Origin of the sequence: Paraconexibacter sp., from assembly GCF_041602235.1 — a bacterium.
Classification (GTDB): domain Bacteria; phylum Actinomycetota; class Thermoleophilia; order Solirubrobacterales; family Solirubrobacteraceae; genus Paraconexibacter.
The window spans coordinates 22,170-38,878 of the sequence record NZ_JBFIGP010000003.1 but is presented as its reverse complement, the minus strand read 5'-3'; the positions used below and the strand labels follow the sequence as shown (position 1 = coordinate 38,878).

General features: G+C 73.0%; 15 protein-coding genes. 6 read left to right on the top strand and 9 right to left on the bottom strand.

Annotated elements, in window-relative coordinates:
- Positions 1-1,779: N-acetylmuramoyl-L-alanine amidase (locus tag ABYE80_RS00520; RefSeq protein ID WP_372787824.1), on the bottom strand; the 1,779-nt coding region annotated here is incomplete at its 3' end.
- Between the two features lie 139 nt (positions 1,780-1,918).
- Here ABYE80_RS00520 and ABYE80_RS00515 point away from each other — a divergent pair.
- Complete coding sequence (locus tag ABYE80_RS00515) at positions 1,919-2,293, top strand: winged helix-turn-helix transcriptional regulator (RefSeq protein ID WP_372787822.1); 375 nt, start codon at positions 1,919-1,921, stop codon at positions 2,291-2,293.
- A 9-nt stretch (positions 2,294-2,302) separates the two neighbouring features.
- On the opposite strand, the gene ABYE80_RS00510 is transcribed toward ABYE80_RS00515, so the two are convergent.
- The 4 genes from ABYE80_RS00510 to ABYE80_RS00495 form a co-directional block, all read right to left on the bottom strand.
- Entirely contained in the window at positions 2,303-3,010 is a 708-nt protein-coding gene (locus ABYE80_RS00510) for an AIM24 family protein (RefSeq protein WP_372787820.1), read from the bottom strand.
- An 88-nt stretch (positions 3,011-3,098) separates the two neighbouring features.
- Complete coding sequence (locus ABYE80_RS00505) at positions 3,099-4,259, bottom strand: type IV pilus twitching motility protein PilT (RefSeq protein WP_372787818.1); 1,161 nt, start codon at positions 4,257-4,259, stop codon at positions 3,099-3,101.
- Between the two features lie 52 nt (positions 4,260-4,311).
- Entirely contained in the window at positions 4,312-6,282 is a 1,971-nt protein-coding gene (locus tag ABYE80_RS00500; protein WP_372787817.1) for an alpha/beta hydrolase, read from the bottom strand.
- A 102-nt stretch (positions 6,283-6,384) separates the two neighbouring features.
- Positions 6,385-7,488 carry a sigma-70 family RNA polymerase sigma factor gene (locus tag ABYE80_RS00495; RefSeq protein WP_372787815.1) on the bottom strand — a complete coding sequence of 368 codons (1,104 nt, stop codon included), beginning with the start codon at positions 7,486-7,488 and terminating at the stop codon, positions 6,385-6,387.
- Positions 7,489-7,814: 326 nt separating this feature from the next.
- Between ABYE80_RS00495 and ABYE80_RS00490 the strand changes: the two genes are divergently transcribed.
- Positions 7,815-8,483 carry a hypothetical protein gene (locus ABYE80_RS00490; protein WP_372787813.1) on the top strand — a complete coding sequence of 223 codons (669 nt, stop codon included), beginning with the start codon at positions 7,815-7,817 and terminating at the stop codon, positions 8,481-8,483.
- Positions 8,484-8,496: 13 nt separating this feature from the next.
- Here ABYE80_RS00490 and ABYE80_RS00485 read toward each other — a convergent pair whose 3' ends face one another.
- Positions 8,497-9,489 (bottom strand): diguanylate cyclase domain-containing protein, encoded by a 993-nt coding sequence (locus ABYE80_RS00485; RefSeq protein WP_372787811.1) that lies wholly within the window; start codon positions 9,487-9,489, stop codon positions 8,497-8,499.
- 49 nt (positions 9,490-9,538) lie between these two features.
- On the opposite strand from ABYE80_RS00485, the gene glp reads away from it, so the two are divergent.
- Positions 9,539-10,720, top strand: coding sequence for a gephyrin-like molybdotransferase Glp (glp, locus tag ABYE80_RS00480; RefSeq protein ID WP_372787810.1), 1,182 nt, complete (start codon positions 9,539-9,541; stop codon positions 10,718-10,720).
- Positions 10,721-10,738: 18 nt separating this feature from the next.
- Here the strand turns inward: glp and ABYE80_RS00475 are convergent, their stop codons facing one another.
- Positions 10,739-11,644 carry a DICT sensory domain-containing protein gene (locus ABYE80_RS00475; RefSeq protein ID WP_372787808.1) on the bottom strand — a complete coding sequence of 302 codons (906 nt, stop codon included), beginning with the start codon at positions 11,642-11,644 and terminating at the stop codon, positions 10,739-10,741.
- A gap of 136 nt (positions 11,645-11,780) precedes the next feature.
- Between ABYE80_RS00475 and ABYE80_RS00470 the strand changes: the two genes are divergently transcribed.
- Together ABYE80_RS00470 and ABYE80_RS00465 are read left to right on the top strand one after the other, a co-directional pair.
- Complete coding sequence (locus ABYE80_RS00470) at positions 11,781-12,692, top strand: NAD(P)H-binding protein (RefSeq protein ID WP_372787806.1); 912 nt, start codon at positions 11,781-11,783, stop codon at positions 12,690-12,692.
- 35 nt (positions 12,693-12,727) lie between these two features.
- Complete coding sequence (locus ABYE80_RS00465; protein WP_372787804.1) at positions 12,728-13,480, top strand: hypothetical protein; 753 nt, start codon at positions 12,728-12,730, stop codon at positions 13,478-13,480.
- 15 nt (positions 13,481-13,495) lie between these two features.
- Here the strand turns inward: ABYE80_RS00465 and ABYE80_RS00460 are convergent, their stop codons facing one another.
- Entirely contained in the window at positions 13,496-14,956 is a 1,461-nt protein-coding gene (locus ABYE80_RS00460; protein ID WP_372787802.1) for a PLP-dependent aminotransferase family protein, read from the bottom strand.
- Positions 14,957-14,998: 42 nt separating this feature from the next.
- On the opposite strand from ABYE80_RS00460, the gene ABYE80_RS00455 reads away from it, so the two are divergent.
- Positions 14,999-15,673 carry a YitT family protein gene (locus ABYE80_RS00455; RefSeq protein ID WP_372787800.1) on the top strand — a complete coding sequence of 225 codons (675 nt, stop codon included), beginning with the start codon at positions 14,999-15,001 and terminating at the stop codon, positions 15,671-15,673.
- A gap of 17 nt (positions 15,674-15,690) precedes the next feature.
- Here the strand turns inward: ABYE80_RS00455 and glpX are convergent, their stop codons facing one another.
- Positions 15,691-16,686, bottom strand: a complete 996-nt coding sequence (gene glpX, locus ABYE80_RS00450; RefSeq protein ID WP_372787798.1) for a class II fructose-bisphosphatase — start codon at positions 16,684-16,686, stop codon at positions 15,691-15,693.
- Positions 16,687-16,709 lie beyond the last annotated feature (23 nt).

The window sequence follows — 16,709 nt, the reverse complement described above, 5'->3', positions numbered from 1 at the left end:
GCCCGTCGACGCCGCGACGCCGCCGGACGAGGGTGCCCCGCCGGACGCGGGCGTCGTCCCCCCGGACGATCCGGGAGCCGGGGTCTTGCGGATGTCCCGCACGGCACGGACGAACAGCGGCTCGGCCTCCACGGACCCGGCACGCTTGCTCGTGTACGCCGTGAGCCGGTAGAGCCCCGCCTTCCGAAGCCGCAGGCGGGCCGCGAAGCGCGTCCCCTTGACCTTGACCGGCACGTCGGCGACGCGCACGTACCGTCCGCCCCCGGCGTCCCGCTCGACGCGGACCCGGACCCCGGCCCGCGGCCGGACCCGACCGGAGATCGCGATGGTGCGTCCCGCCTGGATGCGGGTGGTGGCCGCCTCCGCGGTGAGCGCACGCGTCATCTTCACCGACACCCGCGGTGAGCGGACCGACGCCGCCCCCTCCGCCGGCCGGGCGGTCACCCGCACCACGCCGGTGGCCCGCCACGGCGCCTCGACCTCGAACGACCCGTCGCGCTCCGTGGTGGTGCGGGCGATCGTCGTGAACCTGCCACTGGAACCGCGCTTCTGCAGGTTGATGCGCACCCCGCCGACCGGGTTCCCGTCGGCTCCCGTGAGCTGCCCGGAGAACGCCGCCGGCTGGGCGTACGGCACCGCGGTCTCCGCCGCGCGGATCGACAGCCGCGCCACCGCGGCGACGGCCGGTGAGACGCCCGCCGCCCGCGCGCGGATCGCGGGAAGCTGCGCGTACAGCGCGTTGCCCGGGCACTCGGTCGAGCATCCGTCCCGATGCCCGCTGATGCGCTCGAACGTGACGAGACGCCCGCTGGGATAGCGGTTGGTCTTGCCCCCTCCGCTCGTCACCTGGACCGTCCCGGTCGCGGGAGCACCGTGCACCGCGAGCTTCCATCCGATGAGCCGCCCGAGGGCGTCGATCGCCGCGTCGGACTGCGGCACCGAGGAGAAGGTCCCCAGGTTCGCGACCCCGGTGGAGAAGCGGTTGTACCCCTCGGCCTGCGCACCGATGACGGCCTGGTCCACACCCCCGGCGCGCCCCTCGAAGATCTGGCCGAACCGATCGACGATGAAGTTGTAGCCGATGTCGTTCCAGCCGTTGGAGTCCCGGTGGTACTTGCAGATCGAGAGCACGATCCCGGCCGAGTCGCGCGCGGTGTAGTCGTTCGCCGAGACGGTGTGATGGACGAAGGCCATCTGCACCTGCCCGTAGCTCGGCCCCGTGCGCGGCGGACAGCGCCCCGCCTCCCACACGTCGCGGCCGATGATCGGCGGCGCACCCCCGGCCTGGCTGGCACGCGCGGAAGCGGTCGCCGCGCGCGCGGTCGCTGCCGACCGGGCGTCGGCGGGCACCGCGACGAACGCGACGCGCACCCCCCCGAGCGGGCGGCGGGCCCGGAGCTGCAGCTCGTCGGCATCCCCGACCCAGACGGGCTCGCTGGCGGCGAGCGGGCCGCGGTCGTCCGGACCGTGGCGAGCGACGTCCAGCGGCGCCCACCGGCTCCACCGGCCGCCCCGGGGCCGTGCGCGGACCTCGAGACCGGCGCCGCGGACCCCGGCCCCGCGCACGCCCAGCAGGTCGAACCGGCGAGGTGCCCGGAGGACGCCGGTCTGTCGGCCCCCCCGGAACGCCGACCCGGGGACGTCCATCGAGAAGCTCTGGGGACGCCGGCGCCTGGCTGCCCACGCCGACGTGATGCCGCCGCCTGAAGGCACGAACGCGGCAGCCCCGGCGAGGGCACCGGTGGCGAGCAGGCGTCGACGTGTCAAGTGGTGCGGCATCAGCCCCTCCAACCCGGTTCGACGCTCACGGTTGCGTTCCCCACCGCTGCAAGGCAGCGTGCGTCGCCGCCCGCGGGTCGGCCCACCGGAGCGCGCCGGCGCCTACCCGGTCACTTCACTTGGTAAAGTCTTGGGAGTCATGGCTGTTGACGATTCGTGTCCCGTCTGCCGCACCGCCGATGTCGTCTGCGGGAAGTGGACCCTCCTCCTCGTACGGGACCTCTCCGAGGGGCGGTCGCGCTTCTGCGAGCTCGAGCGCTCGCTCACCGGGATCAGCCCGCGCACCCTGTCCCTGCGCCTGCGGGCGTTGGAGGAGGAAGGCATCGTCGAGCGCTGCACCTTCCCCGAGGTCCCGCCACGCGTGGAGTACGCCCTGACCGAGAAGGGCCGTGCCCTCCTGCCGATCATCGACGGGATGCGGGAGTACGGCGCGCGGTGGCTCGAGGCCGAGGGCAGTTGCGGCGAAGGGGCCGCGCCGGGCGGGCGCACCGCCCCCGCCCCCGCAGCCGCCTGAGCCCCGCGCTCAGTTCCCGCCCAGGATGCCCCCGAGCGGGCTGTTGGACCCACCGGACGTCGGGGTCACCCGCCCCTCCGAGGGCTGCACCAGCACCCACCCCTGACCGGAGAACGCCATCTGCAGGGCCTCCCCGGAGCCCTTCCCGATCAGGTTCTTCATCTTGAAGTCGGTCTTCATCGACGTCGAGACGCCCGAGGACCAGGTGATGGCCGCCTGCGCGTCGGCGAACGTCGGCGCCGAGGCGACGTCCAGCAGGACCGGGGGACCGTCGGAGAGGATCGCGACCCAGCCGGTGCCCTTCAGCGCGGTGTTGAACAGGCCACCGCCCATCATGCTGCTCGCGCCCTGCACCCGTTCGATGTCCCAGGTGATCCCCGAGTCGAACGCCAGGAGGTTCGGCCCGTTCACCGTGATCTTGTCGTCCTCGAGGTAGATCAGGTGGATGTCCTGGGCGTCGTCGGCCAGGAACACCTCGCCGGTGCCGCTCATCTTCATCAGGCTCTGACCCTCACCGGTGATGGCCTTCTTCATGAACTTGCCGACGCCGCCCGATCCCGCGTGCTCGAACGACACGTCGCCCTGGTAGGCGACCATCGAGCCGAGCTTGGCCTGGATGGTGACCTGGTTGAGCTCGACCTTCAGGAGCTTGTGGTTCTGCAGATGGAACGACTCGGTGGACTCGATCTCGTTGAACTGCGAGAGCGTGGTCTTCATGGCTGGTCCTTTGGCGTGCGGGGTCTTCGTGGGACGCGCGCACCATGTCGCAGGGCCGGACCGAGGTCAAGCGTCGGACGACCCCGTCTCAGCGCAGCGACGCGGCCGCGTTCACCGGCGTGGACCGCTCGGACTCCGCCTGGGCCAGATCGTCCATCGTCGTCCCGCGACGACCGTCGGCGGCCACGAGCAGCTTGAAGTCGTGCGGCGCCGAGGAGGCCTGCAGCGCCTCGTCCATGGTGATCCGCCCGGCCTTCAGATGGTGGAACAGCGCCTGGTCGAACGTCTGCATGCCGTAGTAGCCGCCGTCCGCGATCACCTCGCCGAGCTTGCCGGTCTGGGTGGGGTCCATGATCATGTCCCGGACGCGCCCGGTCATGCGCAGGACCTCGCAGACCGCCACGCGACCCCTCCCCTCGGCCGCCGGCACCAGGCGCTGGGACACCGCGCCCTTCAGCGTCGAGGCGATCATCGCGCGCACCTGCTGATGCATGTGCGGCGGGAAGAACTCGATCAGGCGGTTCACGGTCTCCGGGGCGTCCACGGTGTGGACCGTCGAGAACACGAGGTGTCCGGTCTCGGCGGCGCTGAGCGCCGTCTGCACGGTCTCCTCGTCGCGCATCTCGCCGATGAGGATCACGTCGGGGTCCTGGCGCAACACGCGCCGCAGCGCCTGCTTGAACCCGGCGGTGTCGGTGCCGACCTCGCGCTGGTTGATCACGGACTTCTTGTCCTGATGCAGGAACTCGATCGGGTCCTCGATCGTCATCACGTGGCGATGCCGCGTCGCGTTGATGTGATCGATCATCGCCGCGAGGGTCGTCGACTTGCCGGAGCCCGTGGTGCCCGTCAGGAGCACGATGCCGCGCTCCTCCTCCGCCAGCTCGCGGATGACCGGGGGGAGCGCGAGCTCGTCGATCGTCCGGATCGAGACCGGGATCGCGCGGCAGACGAGCGAGCACCACCCCCGCTGGCGGAACGCGTTGACGCGGAAGCGGGCCAGGCCCGCGATCGCGTAGGAGAAGTCGACCTCTCCGTGCTCGGCGAACTCCTGGCGCTTGGTCTCGTCGGCGCCGAGCATGTGGTCGACCGCCGCGGTCGTCTCGTCCTCCCGCAGGGCATCCATGCCCTCGAGAGCGCGCAGCTCCCCGTCGACGCGCATCATCGGCGTCGAGGGCACCTTCAGGTGCAGATCGGAGCCGCCCGCCTCGACGAGACGGGTCAGGGCGGAGTCGATGTCGAAGGGCACGGGGCCAGGATCGGCGCGCCTCCGCCGATCCTTGAGCGCAGACCCCTCCGCCTCAGCGCACGCGCGGGCGCAGCAGGTTGCGCTTGGAGGCCTTGCGCTCCACGTTGCCGGCGGCGTCCACGGCGCGCGTCCAGACGGTGTACCGGCCGGCCGGCATCCGGCGGCGCCGCACGAACGACCACGTCGTCGTCCCGCGGGCGGGCAGGTAGGTGGTCCTCCTGCACGAGGACAGGGGCCCGAAGCTCCCGTTCTGCCGCAGGAACCGACAGCGCTTCCCGACCGAGCGCGCGACGCTCACCGACACCTGCACGACGCGCCCACGGCCCTTCGGGCCACAGCCACGATCGCTCGCCCTCCCGCGGACGGTGATGCCGGACCGCGTGATTCTGCTCGTCCGGCGCGTCGGGCGCGACGTCGGCCGCGCGCGGTCGCGGCAGGCGAGGATGCTGCCACCCCCGGCGTTGCCGGCAGGCGGCGCCCCGTCCGAGCCGGCGGGCGCCTGCTGGGCCGGTGGCAGCGAGGCGGCGGGGCTGCCCGGCGCCGGGGCCGCGTCCTTCGAGTTCACGTAGTCGAGGAAGCCCCAGGTGGCCGGCGCGGTCCCGTCAGGCCGGATGGCCGGGCACCCGTCGCGCAGGTTCTCGCACCGGACGCGCTCACCGCTGCCGACACGCGTCACGTCGAGCCTCGAGAGGTAGTACTGCGAGAACTGGTTGCCGTCCCCTGCGCTGTCCACGGCGGCCTCGAGCGGATCGTTGCGCCACCGGTCGGCGAGGAGCGGGGCGTCCGCGCCGGGGTCCTGCTTGACGTAGCGATCGAACCAGGCCCGCAGGTACCAGGCGTAGAGGTCGTTGCCGCGGAGGGTGGAGCCGAACGCGGGATTGGGGATGAACGCCCCCTCGAAGTGCGTTCCGCCGCGGACCACGATCGAGCCGGTGTCGACGCCGAGGGCCGTGAGCCGGTTCGATCCCCCCTGCTTGGCCTTGGGGTCGGGGAGCGACTGCTTGGCGGTCTCGAACAGCGCGTAGTCGTTCGTGAGGCCCAGTGCGGGCTTGGTCAGGTCGGGGTCCTTGGGGCGTGAGGCCGGAGTCGACGTGCAGGTCGGACCGCTCGACGGCGCGGACAGGTTGTCCATGGCGACGATCGCCTTCACGCGCGGATCGATCTGCCCGATGTAGGACACCGCCCCGGCGCCCAGCGACTGGCCGACGACACCAACGCGACTCGGGTCCAGCAGGGCGAAGAACGGGTTGTGGGCCGAGTTGCGTCCGTCGGCGACGCGGGCCGCCTGCTTGGCGGTGTGGTCGGTGCCGGAACTGCACGACACGCGCGGACGGTACGCCGCATCAGGGCTGGAGAAGAAGAAGTCCAGGGCGTCCTCGGTCCCGTCGTAGAACGGCTGACCGGTCTGGGACGGGAAGCCGTCCTGACGGTCGACCCCTTCCCCGAAGGTGTCGGAGTAGCCCTGCCCCTGGGGGTCCCAGGTCATCACCACGTAGCCGGCCTTGGCGAGCGTCTGCGCCGCGAACCAGTAGAGCTCCTCGGGTGCCTGGACCGAGCCGTTGGTGATCACGATGCCCGGCCGCTTTGCCGGGCCGGCCTTCGTCGCCCACACGTGTCCGGAGATCGTCGACCCGTTGCGGGCCGTGTAGAGGACCGGCTGGACGGTGCCGTACCCGTTCGCCGCCCAGTCGTACAGCCGCGTGTCCCCGGCGCACCCGTCCATGTGCTGCCAGCAGAGCTGCCCCTGGAAGACGCGCCCGTACTCGCGCGCCGGACCGTCGGTCGCGATGATCTGCAGCGCCTCGAGCTCGCGCTGCGCGCCCTTCACCCGCAGCTCGGCCTGGTAGTCGGGGAGCGCGACGAGGTGCGCGAAGCGCTCGTTGGTCTTGTTGAAGTTGGCCAGCTCGTAGGCCGGGTCGTAGGACTGCCGCATCTCGGTGTCCGCCGCGGCCCACCCCGGGGCGAGCAGCATCGCAAGCCCCGCGCACGTCCATGCGCGCACCACCCGTCTCCTCAGGTCCATGGCGGGTGATCGTAGTGCACTGAACGCCGACGTTCGGCTGAAACGCCGAGGGCCCCGCTCAGCGGGGCCCTCGGAGCAACGATCTGCGGGTCGGCGCGCGGGTCAGGCGACGTCGCGGAGCTTCTGCGCCTCGGCGAGGCTCTGGAGCTTCTTCAGCGACTGGTTCTCGATCTGACGGATCCGCTCGCGCGTCACGTTGAACGTGCGACCGACCTCGTCCAGCGTGCGGGGATGCTCGCCGCCGAGTCCGTAGCGGAGCTCGAGGACGCGACGCTCGCGGTAGGAGAGGTTCTCCAGCGCCTCGCGCAACGCCTCCTTGGTCAGGATCTCCGCCGCGCGCTCGTAGGGCGACTCGGCGCGCTCGTCGGCGATGAACTGGCCGAACTCCGACTCCTCTTCGTCGCCGACCGGCTTCTCGAGCGAGACGGGAGCCTGCGCCGAGCGCTTGATGGACTCCACCTCCTCGGGATCGATGCCGGTGACCTCGGCGATCTCGTCCGCCGTGGGCTCACGACCGAGCTCCGTGACGAGCTTGCGCTCGGCGCGGCCGATCTTGTTGAGCTTCTCGACGACGTGGACCGGGATGCGGATCGTGCGGGCCTTGTCGGCGAGCGCACGCGCGATGGCCTGACGGATCCACCAGGTCGCGTAGGTCGAGAACTTGAAGCCCTTGCGGTAGTCGAACTTCTCGGCCGCGCGGACCAGGCCCAGCGTTCCCTCCTGGATGAGGTCCAGGAACGGCAGGCCCTGATTGCGGTAGTTCTTCGCGATCGAGACGACGAGGCGGAGGTTGGACTCCACCATCTTCTGCTTCGCGTCGAGGTCACCGCGCTCGATGCGCTTGGCGAGATCGACCTCTTCCTGCGCGGTGAGGAGCCGGACCTTGCCGATGTCCTTGAGGAACAGCTGCAGCGAGTCGGTCGTCATGTCCGGCTTGAGGTCGAGCGCGGTCGACTTCTTGCGGCCTCGACGCTTGTCCGGTGCCCGCTCGACCTGGTTGGCGGCGGCGGTCGCCGGGTCGATCTCCTCCACGAGCTCGATCTCGGCCTTCTCGAGGAAGCCGTGGAGCTCCTCGACGTCGGACTCGTCCAGGTCGATCTCGGCAACGGCCTTGGCGATCTCGGCGAACGTGAGCACGCCGACCTGCTGCCCGCGGGCGAGGAGGTTCTTGATCTCTTCGAGTTCCTGCAGTTCCACTACTGACATGAGTGTCCGTTCCGTTCGCCGGCGTCCTGAGGGGGGAATCCGGCATCGTGCTCTGTTACGCAGCCGCACGAATCGGATCAGGCCGTCACTACGCCCAACCTACGATTCGTGCGTATGTTCAGGATAGTACCGCTTTACTTAATGAAGTCAAGAGCGCATCGTGGAGGACGACCGTGGACAGGTCGCACGCCCTCCCCGACTCTTACGCGGAACGCGCGGGTTCGTTTCAAGTTGCGGTGCTGTTTTCGCGTCGAGTTCACCATCGGCACCGCCTCGACCCCGCTTGAGGGCTGCGGCCGGGTCCGGCGCGTGTGATCATTCGGCGCGTGACCCCGCCTACCGCACCGCCGCCAGACGACGAACCCGGCGTCCTCTCCGGGCTCTCTCGCACCCGCCCCCAGCGCCGCAGCACCAAGCGCGCCGCCCGGCCCTCCGCGGCGCCCGCGGCCAAGGCCCCCACCTCGGCCCGATCGGCCGCGAAGGCCAAGCCCACCGCCGCCAAGGCCACGTCCGCCGCCAAGGCCAAGCCCGCCGCCGCCAAGGCCAAGCCCACCGGCACCGGAAAGACCACCGCGAGCGCGAAGGCCGCGGCGGCCGGCAAGGCCGCCGCCCGGGCCACGGGGACCACCCCGACCGCCAAGCGCGGCAAGCCCAAGACCGCCAAGCCCGCCGCGGTCAAGCCCAGGACCGCCAAGACCGCCGCGCCCAAGGCCAAGGCGAAGGCCTCCCGGGCGACGACCGCCCCCGAGTCCGCTGCCGCCGCGGCCCCGTCGCGCGGCGGCGCACGTGAGCCGCGTCCCCTCGACCCGGTCATGACCCGCCCCGAGCGGTCCGCTCAGGAGCCGGCGGACGAGGCTCCCGCCCGCGACCCGCAGGTCACCGGCGTCGAGCTCGTGGCGCAGGCCATCCAGGCCGCCGGCGAGGTGGCGCAGCTGGGCGTCGGACTCGGCCGGCAGGTCGCCAAGGGCGTCCTGTCCAGGCTCCCGCGCCCCTGAGCGCGGGTCGGACTCAGCCGGAGACCGGGACGCCGGCGGCGCGGGCGAGGAACAGGCGCTCGTCCGCGCACGCCTCGAGCGGCGTCAGCTCGACCCCGTCACCGGGGCACGCGGCGACACCGATCGAGACCGCCACGCCGACGCCGCGGAGCGTCGCCGTCTCGCGCACCGTCGCGGCGATCTCCGCCGCCACGTCCCGCGCGAGCGAGGCGTCGGCGTCGCCGAGCGTGAGCCAGTGACGACCGTCCTCCTCCCGAGCGAGCACCTCGCCGGGCGTCGCCACGTCGGCCAGCGCCCGCTGGAACGCCTGCACCGCCACGGCGAGCTCCTCGGCGTCGTGGGCGCGCAGCAGCGTCGGGAAGTCGTCGATCTCCACGAGCAGGAGCGCGAAGGGCCGCTCGTCCCGTCCGTAGCGCTCGAGCCGGCGAGCGAGCCTGTCGTGCCACGCCGCGTCCTCGTCGGAGCGGTCCCGGACATCACGCAGCACGACGGTGTCGTGCGGCTCGACGAGGTCGTACGTCGATCGCACCGCATCGAGACTGCCCGCGTCGGCGTCCTCGCAGGCGGTCGCGGCCACGACCCCGCACACGTGCGCCAGCCGGTCCGCGAGGTCCGGTAGGAGGCTCGTGTCCCGCCGCGGAAGCTCCGCCCGGAGCGCCGCGAAGGCCACGCTGCGCAGCGCCTCGAGCGCGCGCACCGCGCCTGCGGGCCCGGTCACCCCCGCGAGCGACGCCACGCGGGCGGCCATCGGGGCGTCCGCTCCGCCACGGGCGAGCCGGTCCAGGGCGGCGTCATCGGCGAGAGCCCGGCAGATCGCCGCGCACAGCGCCGGGGCCTCACGGGCCAGCGCGGCCGTGGGCAACTGCCCCACCTGGTCGAGCGGAGCCGCGTCCACGAGCTCGAGCAGCCAGGCCTTCGCCAGCCCGGTCCCGAGCGCGAACGGCGCCGTCGGCGCGTCGGGGACCGGTCGCGGCCTGCGTGGTGTGCTCGCGTCCGCGTCGCGCATCGCGTGGTGTTCTACCGCTCCCCGCGGTCAGAGGGGCGAGAATGCGCCCATGACCGACCTGCTGTCCGTCGATGCGGCGCGTGATGCCATCCTCGCCCGCGTCCGCCCGCTGGGGACCGAGGACGTCCCGCTGGACGAGGCGCTCGGCCGCGTGGCGGCCCGCGACGTGATCGCCGCGCACGACGTCCCGCCGTTCCCCAACAGCGCGATGGACGGCTTCGCGGTCTTCGCCGGGCCCGCCGACCGGCGGCTGCGGATCGTCGGGGAGTCGCGCGCCGGGACCCCCGCGGAGGTCCCGCTCGGCCCGGACGAGGCGATCCGGATCTCGACCGGTGCGGCCATGCCCGAACGGGCGGAGGCCGTGGTCATGGTCGAGCGCACCACCACGAACGACGACGGGACGGTCACCGTGCACGTCGCCTCCGAGTCCGGCGACAACGTGCGCGGCGCGGGAGAGGACCTCCGGGGAGGTACGGTCGCCGTCGCGGCCGGCACGGTCCTGGGACCGGCGGCCGTCGGGGTCGCGGCGACGGCGGGCACCGCCTCGGTGCCGTGCGCGCGGCGCCCGCGGGTCGCGCTCCTGGCGACCGGGGACGAACTGGTCCCGGTCGGGCAGCCGCTGCCCCCGGGGGGGATCCACGACTCCAACGCCGTGGCCCTGGCCGGGTACATCGCGCGGGCGGGCGGGACGGTCGTCTCCCGGACACGGGTGGCGGACACGGCGGACGCCACGCGCGCCGCGGTCGAGAGCGCATTGTCGGACGCGGACGTGCTCATCTCGACCGGGGGCGTCTCCGTCGGCGAGCACGACCACGTGAAGGACGCCTTCCTCGCCGCCGGTGTGGAGGAGGTCTTCTGGCGCGTGGCGCTGCGCCCCGGTAAGCCGACCTGGTTCGGCACGCGGGGCGACCAGCTCGTGCTCGGGCTCCCGGGCAACCCGGTCTCGGCCATGGTGACCTTCCTGCTGTTCGCCCGGCCGGCGCTGCTCGCGCTGCAGGGCGCCCCGGCGATCCTGCCCCGGGAACGGGCGGTCCTCACCGTCGCCGTGCAGCGCAACGCGCAGCGCGACGAGATGATCCGGGTGACGCTGGACGGGGACCGGGCCACGCCGACCGGCTCGCAGGGCTCGCACGTCCTCACCTCGATGCTCGCCGCCGACGCCCTGGCGCTGGTGCCGCGCGGCGCGGGCGAGCTCCCCGCCGGGGCGCAGGTCAGCGTCGAGCGGCTCTGAGGGCCCGCGGCCCGCCGTTCAGGACGCCGCGGACTCGAGGTAGGCGACCAGGCGGTTCGTGAGCGCGGTCAGCGCCGGTGAGGGCTGCTCGACGGCGAGGGGCCGGTCGGCCAGGAGGTCCTCGAGCTGACGCCCGTACTCGTCGTCCTGACGCCGGGCCAGCCGGGCGGCGACCTGGGCCGCGCGACGGGTCGCGAACGGATCGACCGTCCAGAGGGACTCGAACCGGCGGTTCATGTCGTTGGGGCTGCCCGGCTCGGTGACGCCGGGCATCTCCCACGCCAGCAGGCAGGCCGCGTACCCGGGCGCGTCGACGATGACCGCCCACTCGTTCCCCAGCGCGTCCTCCGGCCCGATCGGGAGCTCGACCGGTGCACCGGCCTCCTTGCGAACGCTCGGGAAGTCGGCGAACACGCACGCGGCATCGGCCTGACGCGCGATGCGGCGGTAGCGCGCCTCGACCTCGCGGTAGAACTCCTCGTGCTGGAAGGCGCCGATCAGCACCGGGCTGGTGCCGCGGGCCAGGGCCTCGTGCTCGATCGCACGGGAGAGGGCGACCAGCGTGGACTTGCGCAGGGTCTGCGGGCGGGCCCCATGGTCGGTGGAGGCGACGGCGGCGTAGATCGAAGGCCGGTCGTCCGGTCCCCCGCTCTCCTGGGCACGGGCGATGGCGGCAGGCACCGAGAGGCCCCTGTGACGGAGGGCGAGGACCCGGCGCAGGGCCTCCACGTCCTCGTCCCCGTAGCGCCGGTAGCCCGTCTCGGTCCGCTGCGGCACCGGGAAGCCGTAGCGCTGCTCCCACATCCGGATGGTCCCCGCCGCGATCCCGGTCCTCTCGGCGACGTCCTTGATGCCGAGCGTGGCACCGTTCGCGGAGGTGGGCGCGGGGCCGTGGCCGTGCGCCTGAAGTTCTGGTCCGTTCATCTGTTGCAGTCCCCGGAGGTAAGATTCAACACGATGTTGAAGGTCTCCTGCTGATCGGTGCCGGGAATACGTCCCGGGCGCTCCCCGAGGTCATCGCTCAGGTGTACTGGCGCGTAGACAGGGAATGCTGCCCTCCATGCCCACGCGCGTCCTGCTCACCGGTGTCACCGGATACGTCGGTGGCATGCTGCTGCCCGTCCTGCTGGAGGCGGGGCACGAGGTCCGCTGCCTCGTCCGCCGCCCGGAGCGTGCCGACCTCCCCGCGGACGTCGAGGTCGTCAAGGGCGACGTGCTCACCGGCGAAGGCCTGGCCGAGGCCCTGGAGGGCGTCGACGCCGCCTACTACCTCGTGCATTCGATGGGCCGCGGCGGTGGCGGGGGTGACTTCGCCGACCGCGACAAGCGCGCGGCCGACACGTTCGGTGCCGCCGCGGCACGGGCCGGCGTGGAGCGGGTGATCTACCTCGGGGGCCTGGAGGCCGGCGGTGCGGACGGGGCGTCCGAGCACCTCCGCAGCCGGGCCGAGACCGCCGAGGTGCTGCGACGTCACGTCCCGGGCCTCGTCCACGTCCGCGCCGCGATGGTCATCGGTCGCGGCAGCGCCTCCTTCGAGATCCTCAGCCACCTCGCCCGCCGCCTGCCGGTGATGCTGACCCCGCGCTGGGTCGAGACCCGCTCCCAGCCGGTCGCGATCGCGGACGTCACCGCCACCCTCGCGCGCCTGGCGACGTGGGAGGACCCGCCTGCGGAGGTCGAACTGGGCGGGGCCGACATCCTCAGCTACCGCGAGATGATGGGGCGGTTCGCCGCCGTCGCAGGCCGCCGTCCCCCCTCGATCGTCCCCGTGCCGGTGCTCACACCCCGCCTCTCGTCGTACTGGGTGAGCCTGTTCACCCCGGTGGAGACCGGGCTCGTACGCCCACTCGTCGACGGCCTGAGCGCGGAGATGATCGTGCGCACGCCACCCCCGCCCGGGCTCAACGACACGCCCATGGGCTTCGACGACGCGGTCCGTGCCGCCCTGGCGGAGCCGGCCGCCACGGCCTGACCGCCCCGGGGGCGGGCCTTGTAGCCTCGTCCCTCATGCGACGCCCTTACGTCGTCCTGCTGACGGTCGTGGGCTCCCTGGTGGGGGCCTTCGCCGCGTTCGTGCTCGGCGCGAGCCGCATCCTCAACCGCGAGAGGCGGCTCGGCGACACGCTCATCGGCCGGCCCTACGACCGCACCGAGATCGCCCCGTCCGGCGCCGTGCGGTCGGTGCAGGGGGCAGACGTGACGCTGACCGACGAGGACTTCCAGCGGCTCTGGAACCCCACGAACCTCGAACGCCTCGCCCGCAGCTACTGGGCGTTCCTGACCAGGGTCTCGCTGGGCCTCATCCGCGTGGAGTACACGGAGGGCGAGCGCCACGTCGTCTTCATCCGATCCCCGCTCGTGCTGCTCAGCTTCCACGCCCCGGACTACGAGATGGACACCAACCGCGGGATCGTCCGCTGGCGCATCAAGCAAGGCCTGCTCGTCGCCCCCTCGGGCCGCGAAGGCGACGGCTATCTGGAGATCGACGTGCAGCGGCTGCCGTCGGTGTCGCCCGGGAAGTCGTGCCTCCACGTCGATGTCGAGGTCGCCAACTTCTACCCCGCGATCGCGAGCTCGCTGAGCCGCTTCCTGTACACGAACACCCAGTCGCGGATCCACGTGATCGTCACCCACGGGTTCCTGCGGTCGCTCGTGCACGGGAAGCTCTCGGAGTCCGTGGTGGGCCGGTTCGCCGTGCCGCAGACGGCCGAGGAGACCCCGGATCCCGTGCCCGCCCGCGAGCGGTCCTCGCTGGCCTGAGCGCCCGCGGTCGCCTCAGATCGCCCCCGAGCCGGACGGATGGGGCGCCGGCGCCCGCCCGGGTCCGGCCAGCTCCCCGAGGTCGTGGGCGTACGCGGCGAGCCGCCGGACCCCCTCCTCGAGGACCTGCGGAGCTGCCGAGAACGGCAGGCGCAGGTGGTGCTCGAACGTCCCGTCGACGGAGAACGCGGGACCCGGCGTGATCAGGACCCCGTCGCGCGCGGCCTCCGCCGCGAGGGCGGTCGCGCCCGCCCCGGGGAGTCTGATCCAGGCGCTGAGCCCGCCGTGCGGGACCCGTAGGGACCAGCCGGGCGCATGGCGGTCGAGGGCTGCCAGGAGCGCGTCGCGCCGGGGGCGCAGCAGGGCACGGCGGTTGGCGAGCACCTCGTCCCACCGTGCCAGGAGCTCCACGGAGAGCGCCTGCTCGAAGGCCGGGCTGGCCATGTCGAGATCGGCGCGAACCGCCGCGAGATCGCGCACGAGCGCCGGGCTGGCCCGGATCCAGCCGAGACGCAGCCCTCCCCACGCCGCCTTGCTCATCGAACCGACGGTGATGACCGCCGCGCCGGGGTCGAAGGCGCAGACCGGCGCCGGGACCGCGGGGCCGTCGAGCCGCAGCTCGGTCATCGTCTCGTCGACGACGAGGGTCGAGCCGGCGCGGGCGCAGGCCTCGGCCAGCGCGGCGCGGTCCGACGCCGCCATCGTCAGGCCGGTCGGGTTGTGGAAGTCCGGGATGGTCAGAGCGACGCGCGGGGCCACGACGGTCAGGGACGCCCGCCACGCGTCGACGTCCCAGCCCTGCGGTCCGAGCGGCACGCCGACGGCGCGGACGCGGGCCGTGCGGAGCGCCGCCAGGGTCCGCGGGTAGGTCGGGGCGTCGAGGAGCGCCCGGTCCCCCGGGGCGCACAGCAGCGTCAGCACGAGGTGCAGCGCGTGCTGGGCTCCGGCCGTGACGAGGACCTGGTCGGCGGTGGTCGGCGCCCCGCGCGCCGTGAAGCGCTCCGCGAGTGCCTCTCGCAGCGCGGGGATGCCCGCCGCGGCGTAGCCGTGGGAGGCCACGAGTGCACGGAACGCGCGGACGGCAGGATCCATGACCTCGGCGAGCAGCGGCTCGGGGCCCGGGAGGGCGGCGATGGTCAGGTCGAGCGCCTGCGGCGCGACGGAGCCCGGGACCGGTGGTCCGACCGGTGCACCGGGTCGTCCCGGCGGCAGGACCAGCCGGCTCCCCGCGCCTCGGTCGCTGATCAGGAAGCCCTCCTCGCGGAGTCGGTCGTAGGCGCGCGAGACGGTGCCGCGCCCCACCCCGAGCTCGGGCGCGAGCGCGCGCTCGCTCGGGATCCGGGTCTGCACGGGGAGGCGTCCGTCCACCACGAGCCCCCGGAGCGAGTCGGCGAGGGCGACCGCGGCGGCACCGGGGCGGCGCCACCCCTCTCCGAGGAGCGCCGCCAGCGCGGCCGGACCGATGTTCCGCACCATCGGGCCAGCATCCCACACTTGGCCCTACGTGGAGCGAGCCAAATGCAGGACCATGGCCGCGTGTCGTTCGCCGCCACCCCCCGCTTGGCCCGCCGTCTGGTTCAGCTGTACGCCGGCCTCGTGCTCTACGGCTTCAGCGCGGCGCTCATCCTCCTGTCCGCGCTGGGCAACGACCCCTGGGACGTCCTGCACCAGGGCCTCGCCCGGCAGACCGGCATCGGCACCGGCATCTGGGTCTGCCTCGTGGGCGTCCTGGTGCTCCTGCTGTGGGTCCCGCTGCGTCAGCGCCCCGGCCTGGGCACCTTGAGCAACGTCATCGTGGTCGGCCTGGTCGTGGAGCTGTGCCTCGCGCTCTGGACCACCCCGGGAGGAACGGCCGCGCGGACGGGACTGCTCGTCAGCGGGATCGTCCTCAACGGGGTCGCGACCGGCATGTACATCGGCGCGCGCTTCGGTCCCGGCCCCCGCGACGGCCTCATGACCGGGCTGGCCGCACGGGGCGCATCGCTGCGGGTGGTCCGGACCGGGATCGAGATGACCGTCCTCGCCTTGGGTGCGCTCCTGGGCGGCACCGTCGGGCTGGGCACCCTCGCCTACGCGCTGTCGATCGGTCCGCTGGCGCACGTGTTCGTGCCCGCCTTCACCGTGGACCTCCCGGAACGGCGACCGACCCCGGACGAGAGCGCCGCCGGCACGCCGGCCGTCGCGACCGCCTGACCGGCGGTCGCCGCCGCTCAGCCGTACTTCTCGGGGTTCAACTGGCGCAGCTTGGCGCGGTTGTGCTGCGCGCCGATCCGGCGCACCGTGCCCGACCGCGACCGCATCACCAGCGACTCGGTCGTCCAGTGACCGGCGCCGCGGTACCGCACGCCCTCCAGCAGGTCGCCGTCGGTGACCCCGGTCGCGGAGAAGAAGCAGTCGTCGCTGGCGACGAGGTCGTCCTGCGTGAGCTGCCGGTCGAGGTCGTAGCCCGCGTCGAGCGCGGCCTGGCGCTCACCTTCGTCACGCGGCCACAGGCGCCCCACGAGACCACCCCCGATGCACTTCACGGCAGCCGCGGCGATCACGCCCTCGGGCGTCCCGCCCACACCCCAGAGGAGGTCGACCGGACGGTCCTCGGAGACCGCGACCAGCACCGCGCTGACGTCGCCGTCGGAGATGAGCCGGACCCGGGCGCCTGCGGCGCGGATCGCCTCGATCCCCTCCGCGTGGCGGGGACGGTCGAGCACGATGACCGTCAGGTCGCCGATGGCGCAGGCGCGCCGCTCGGCCATCAGGCGCAGGGTCTCGGCGATCGGGCGGTCGAGATCCAGGAGATCCGCGACATCGGCGCCGGCCGCGAGCTTCTCCATGTAGACGCACGGCCCCGGGTCGAACATCGTGCCCTTGGGCGCGAGGGCGATGACCGCCAGGGCGTTGGGCATGCCCTTGGCGGTCAGGGTCGTGCCTTCGAGCGGGTCGACGGCGATGTCGATCTCCGGCCCCTCGCCGTTGCCGATCTCCTCGCCGTTGTAGAGCATCGGCGCCTCGTCCTTCTCGCCCTCGCCGATGACCACGGTGCCCCGCATGCTCACGGTGTCGAGCACGAGGCGCATGGCGTCGACGGCTGCCTGGTCGGCGGCGATCTTGTCGCCCTTGCCCACCATGCCGGCGGCGGCCAGGGCGGCCGCCTCCGTGACGCGGACGAGGTCGAGGGCGAGGTTACGGTCGGGACGGTTCGCAGGGGTCACGCCGCAGAGCCTATGCGCAGAGC

What these genes read in the sequence shown, in the direction of transcription:
- ABYE80_RS00510 (WP_372787820.1), bottom strand. Translation starts at nt 3,010, where the DNA reads ATGAAGACCACGCTCTCGCAGTTCAACGAGATCGAGTCCACCGAGTCG.
- ABYE80_RS00455 (WP_372787800.1), top strand. Translation starts at nt 14,999, where the DNA reads ATGCAGGACCATGGCCGCGTGTCGTTCGCCGCCACCCCCCGCTTGGCC.
- ABYE80_RS00485 (WP_372787811.1), bottom strand. Translation starts at nt 9,489, where the DNA reads ATGCGCGACGCGGACGCGAGCACACCACGCAGGCCGCGACCGGTCCCC.
- ABYE80_RS00495 (WP_372787815.1), bottom strand. Translation starts at nt 7,488, where the DNA reads ATGTCAGTAGTGGAACTGCAGGAACTCGAAGAGATCAAGAACCTCCTC.
- ABYE80_RS00500 (WP_372787817.1), bottom strand. Translation starts at nt 6,282, where the DNA reads ATGGACCTGAGGAGACGGGTGGTGCGCGCATGGACGTGCGCGGGGCTT.
- ABYE80_RS00470 (WP_372787806.1), top strand. Translation starts at nt 11,781, where the DNA reads ATGCCCACGCGCGTCCTGCTCACCGGTGTCACCGGATACGTCGGTGGC.
- ABYE80_RS00460 (WP_372787802.1), bottom strand. Translation starts at nt 14,956, where the DNA reads ATGGTGCGGAACATCGGTCCGGCCGCGCTGGCGGCGCTCCTCGGAGAG.
- glp (WP_372787810.1), top strand. Translation starts at nt 9,539, where the DNA reads ATGACCGACCTGCTGTCCGTCGATGCGGCGCGTGATGCCATCCTCGCC.
- ABYE80_RS00515 (WP_372787822.1), top strand. Translation starts at nt 1,919, where the DNA reads ATGGCTGTTGACGATTCGTGTCCCGTCTGCCGCACCGCCGATGTCGTC.
- ABYE80_RS00465 (WP_372787804.1), top strand. Translation starts at nt 12,728, where the DNA reads ATGCGACGCCCTTACGTCGTCCTGCTGACGGTCGTGGGCTCCCTGGTG.
- ABYE80_RS00475 (WP_372787808.1), bottom strand. Translation starts at nt 11,644, where the DNA reads ATGAACGGACCAGAACTTCAGGCGCACGGCCACGGCCCCGCGCCCACC.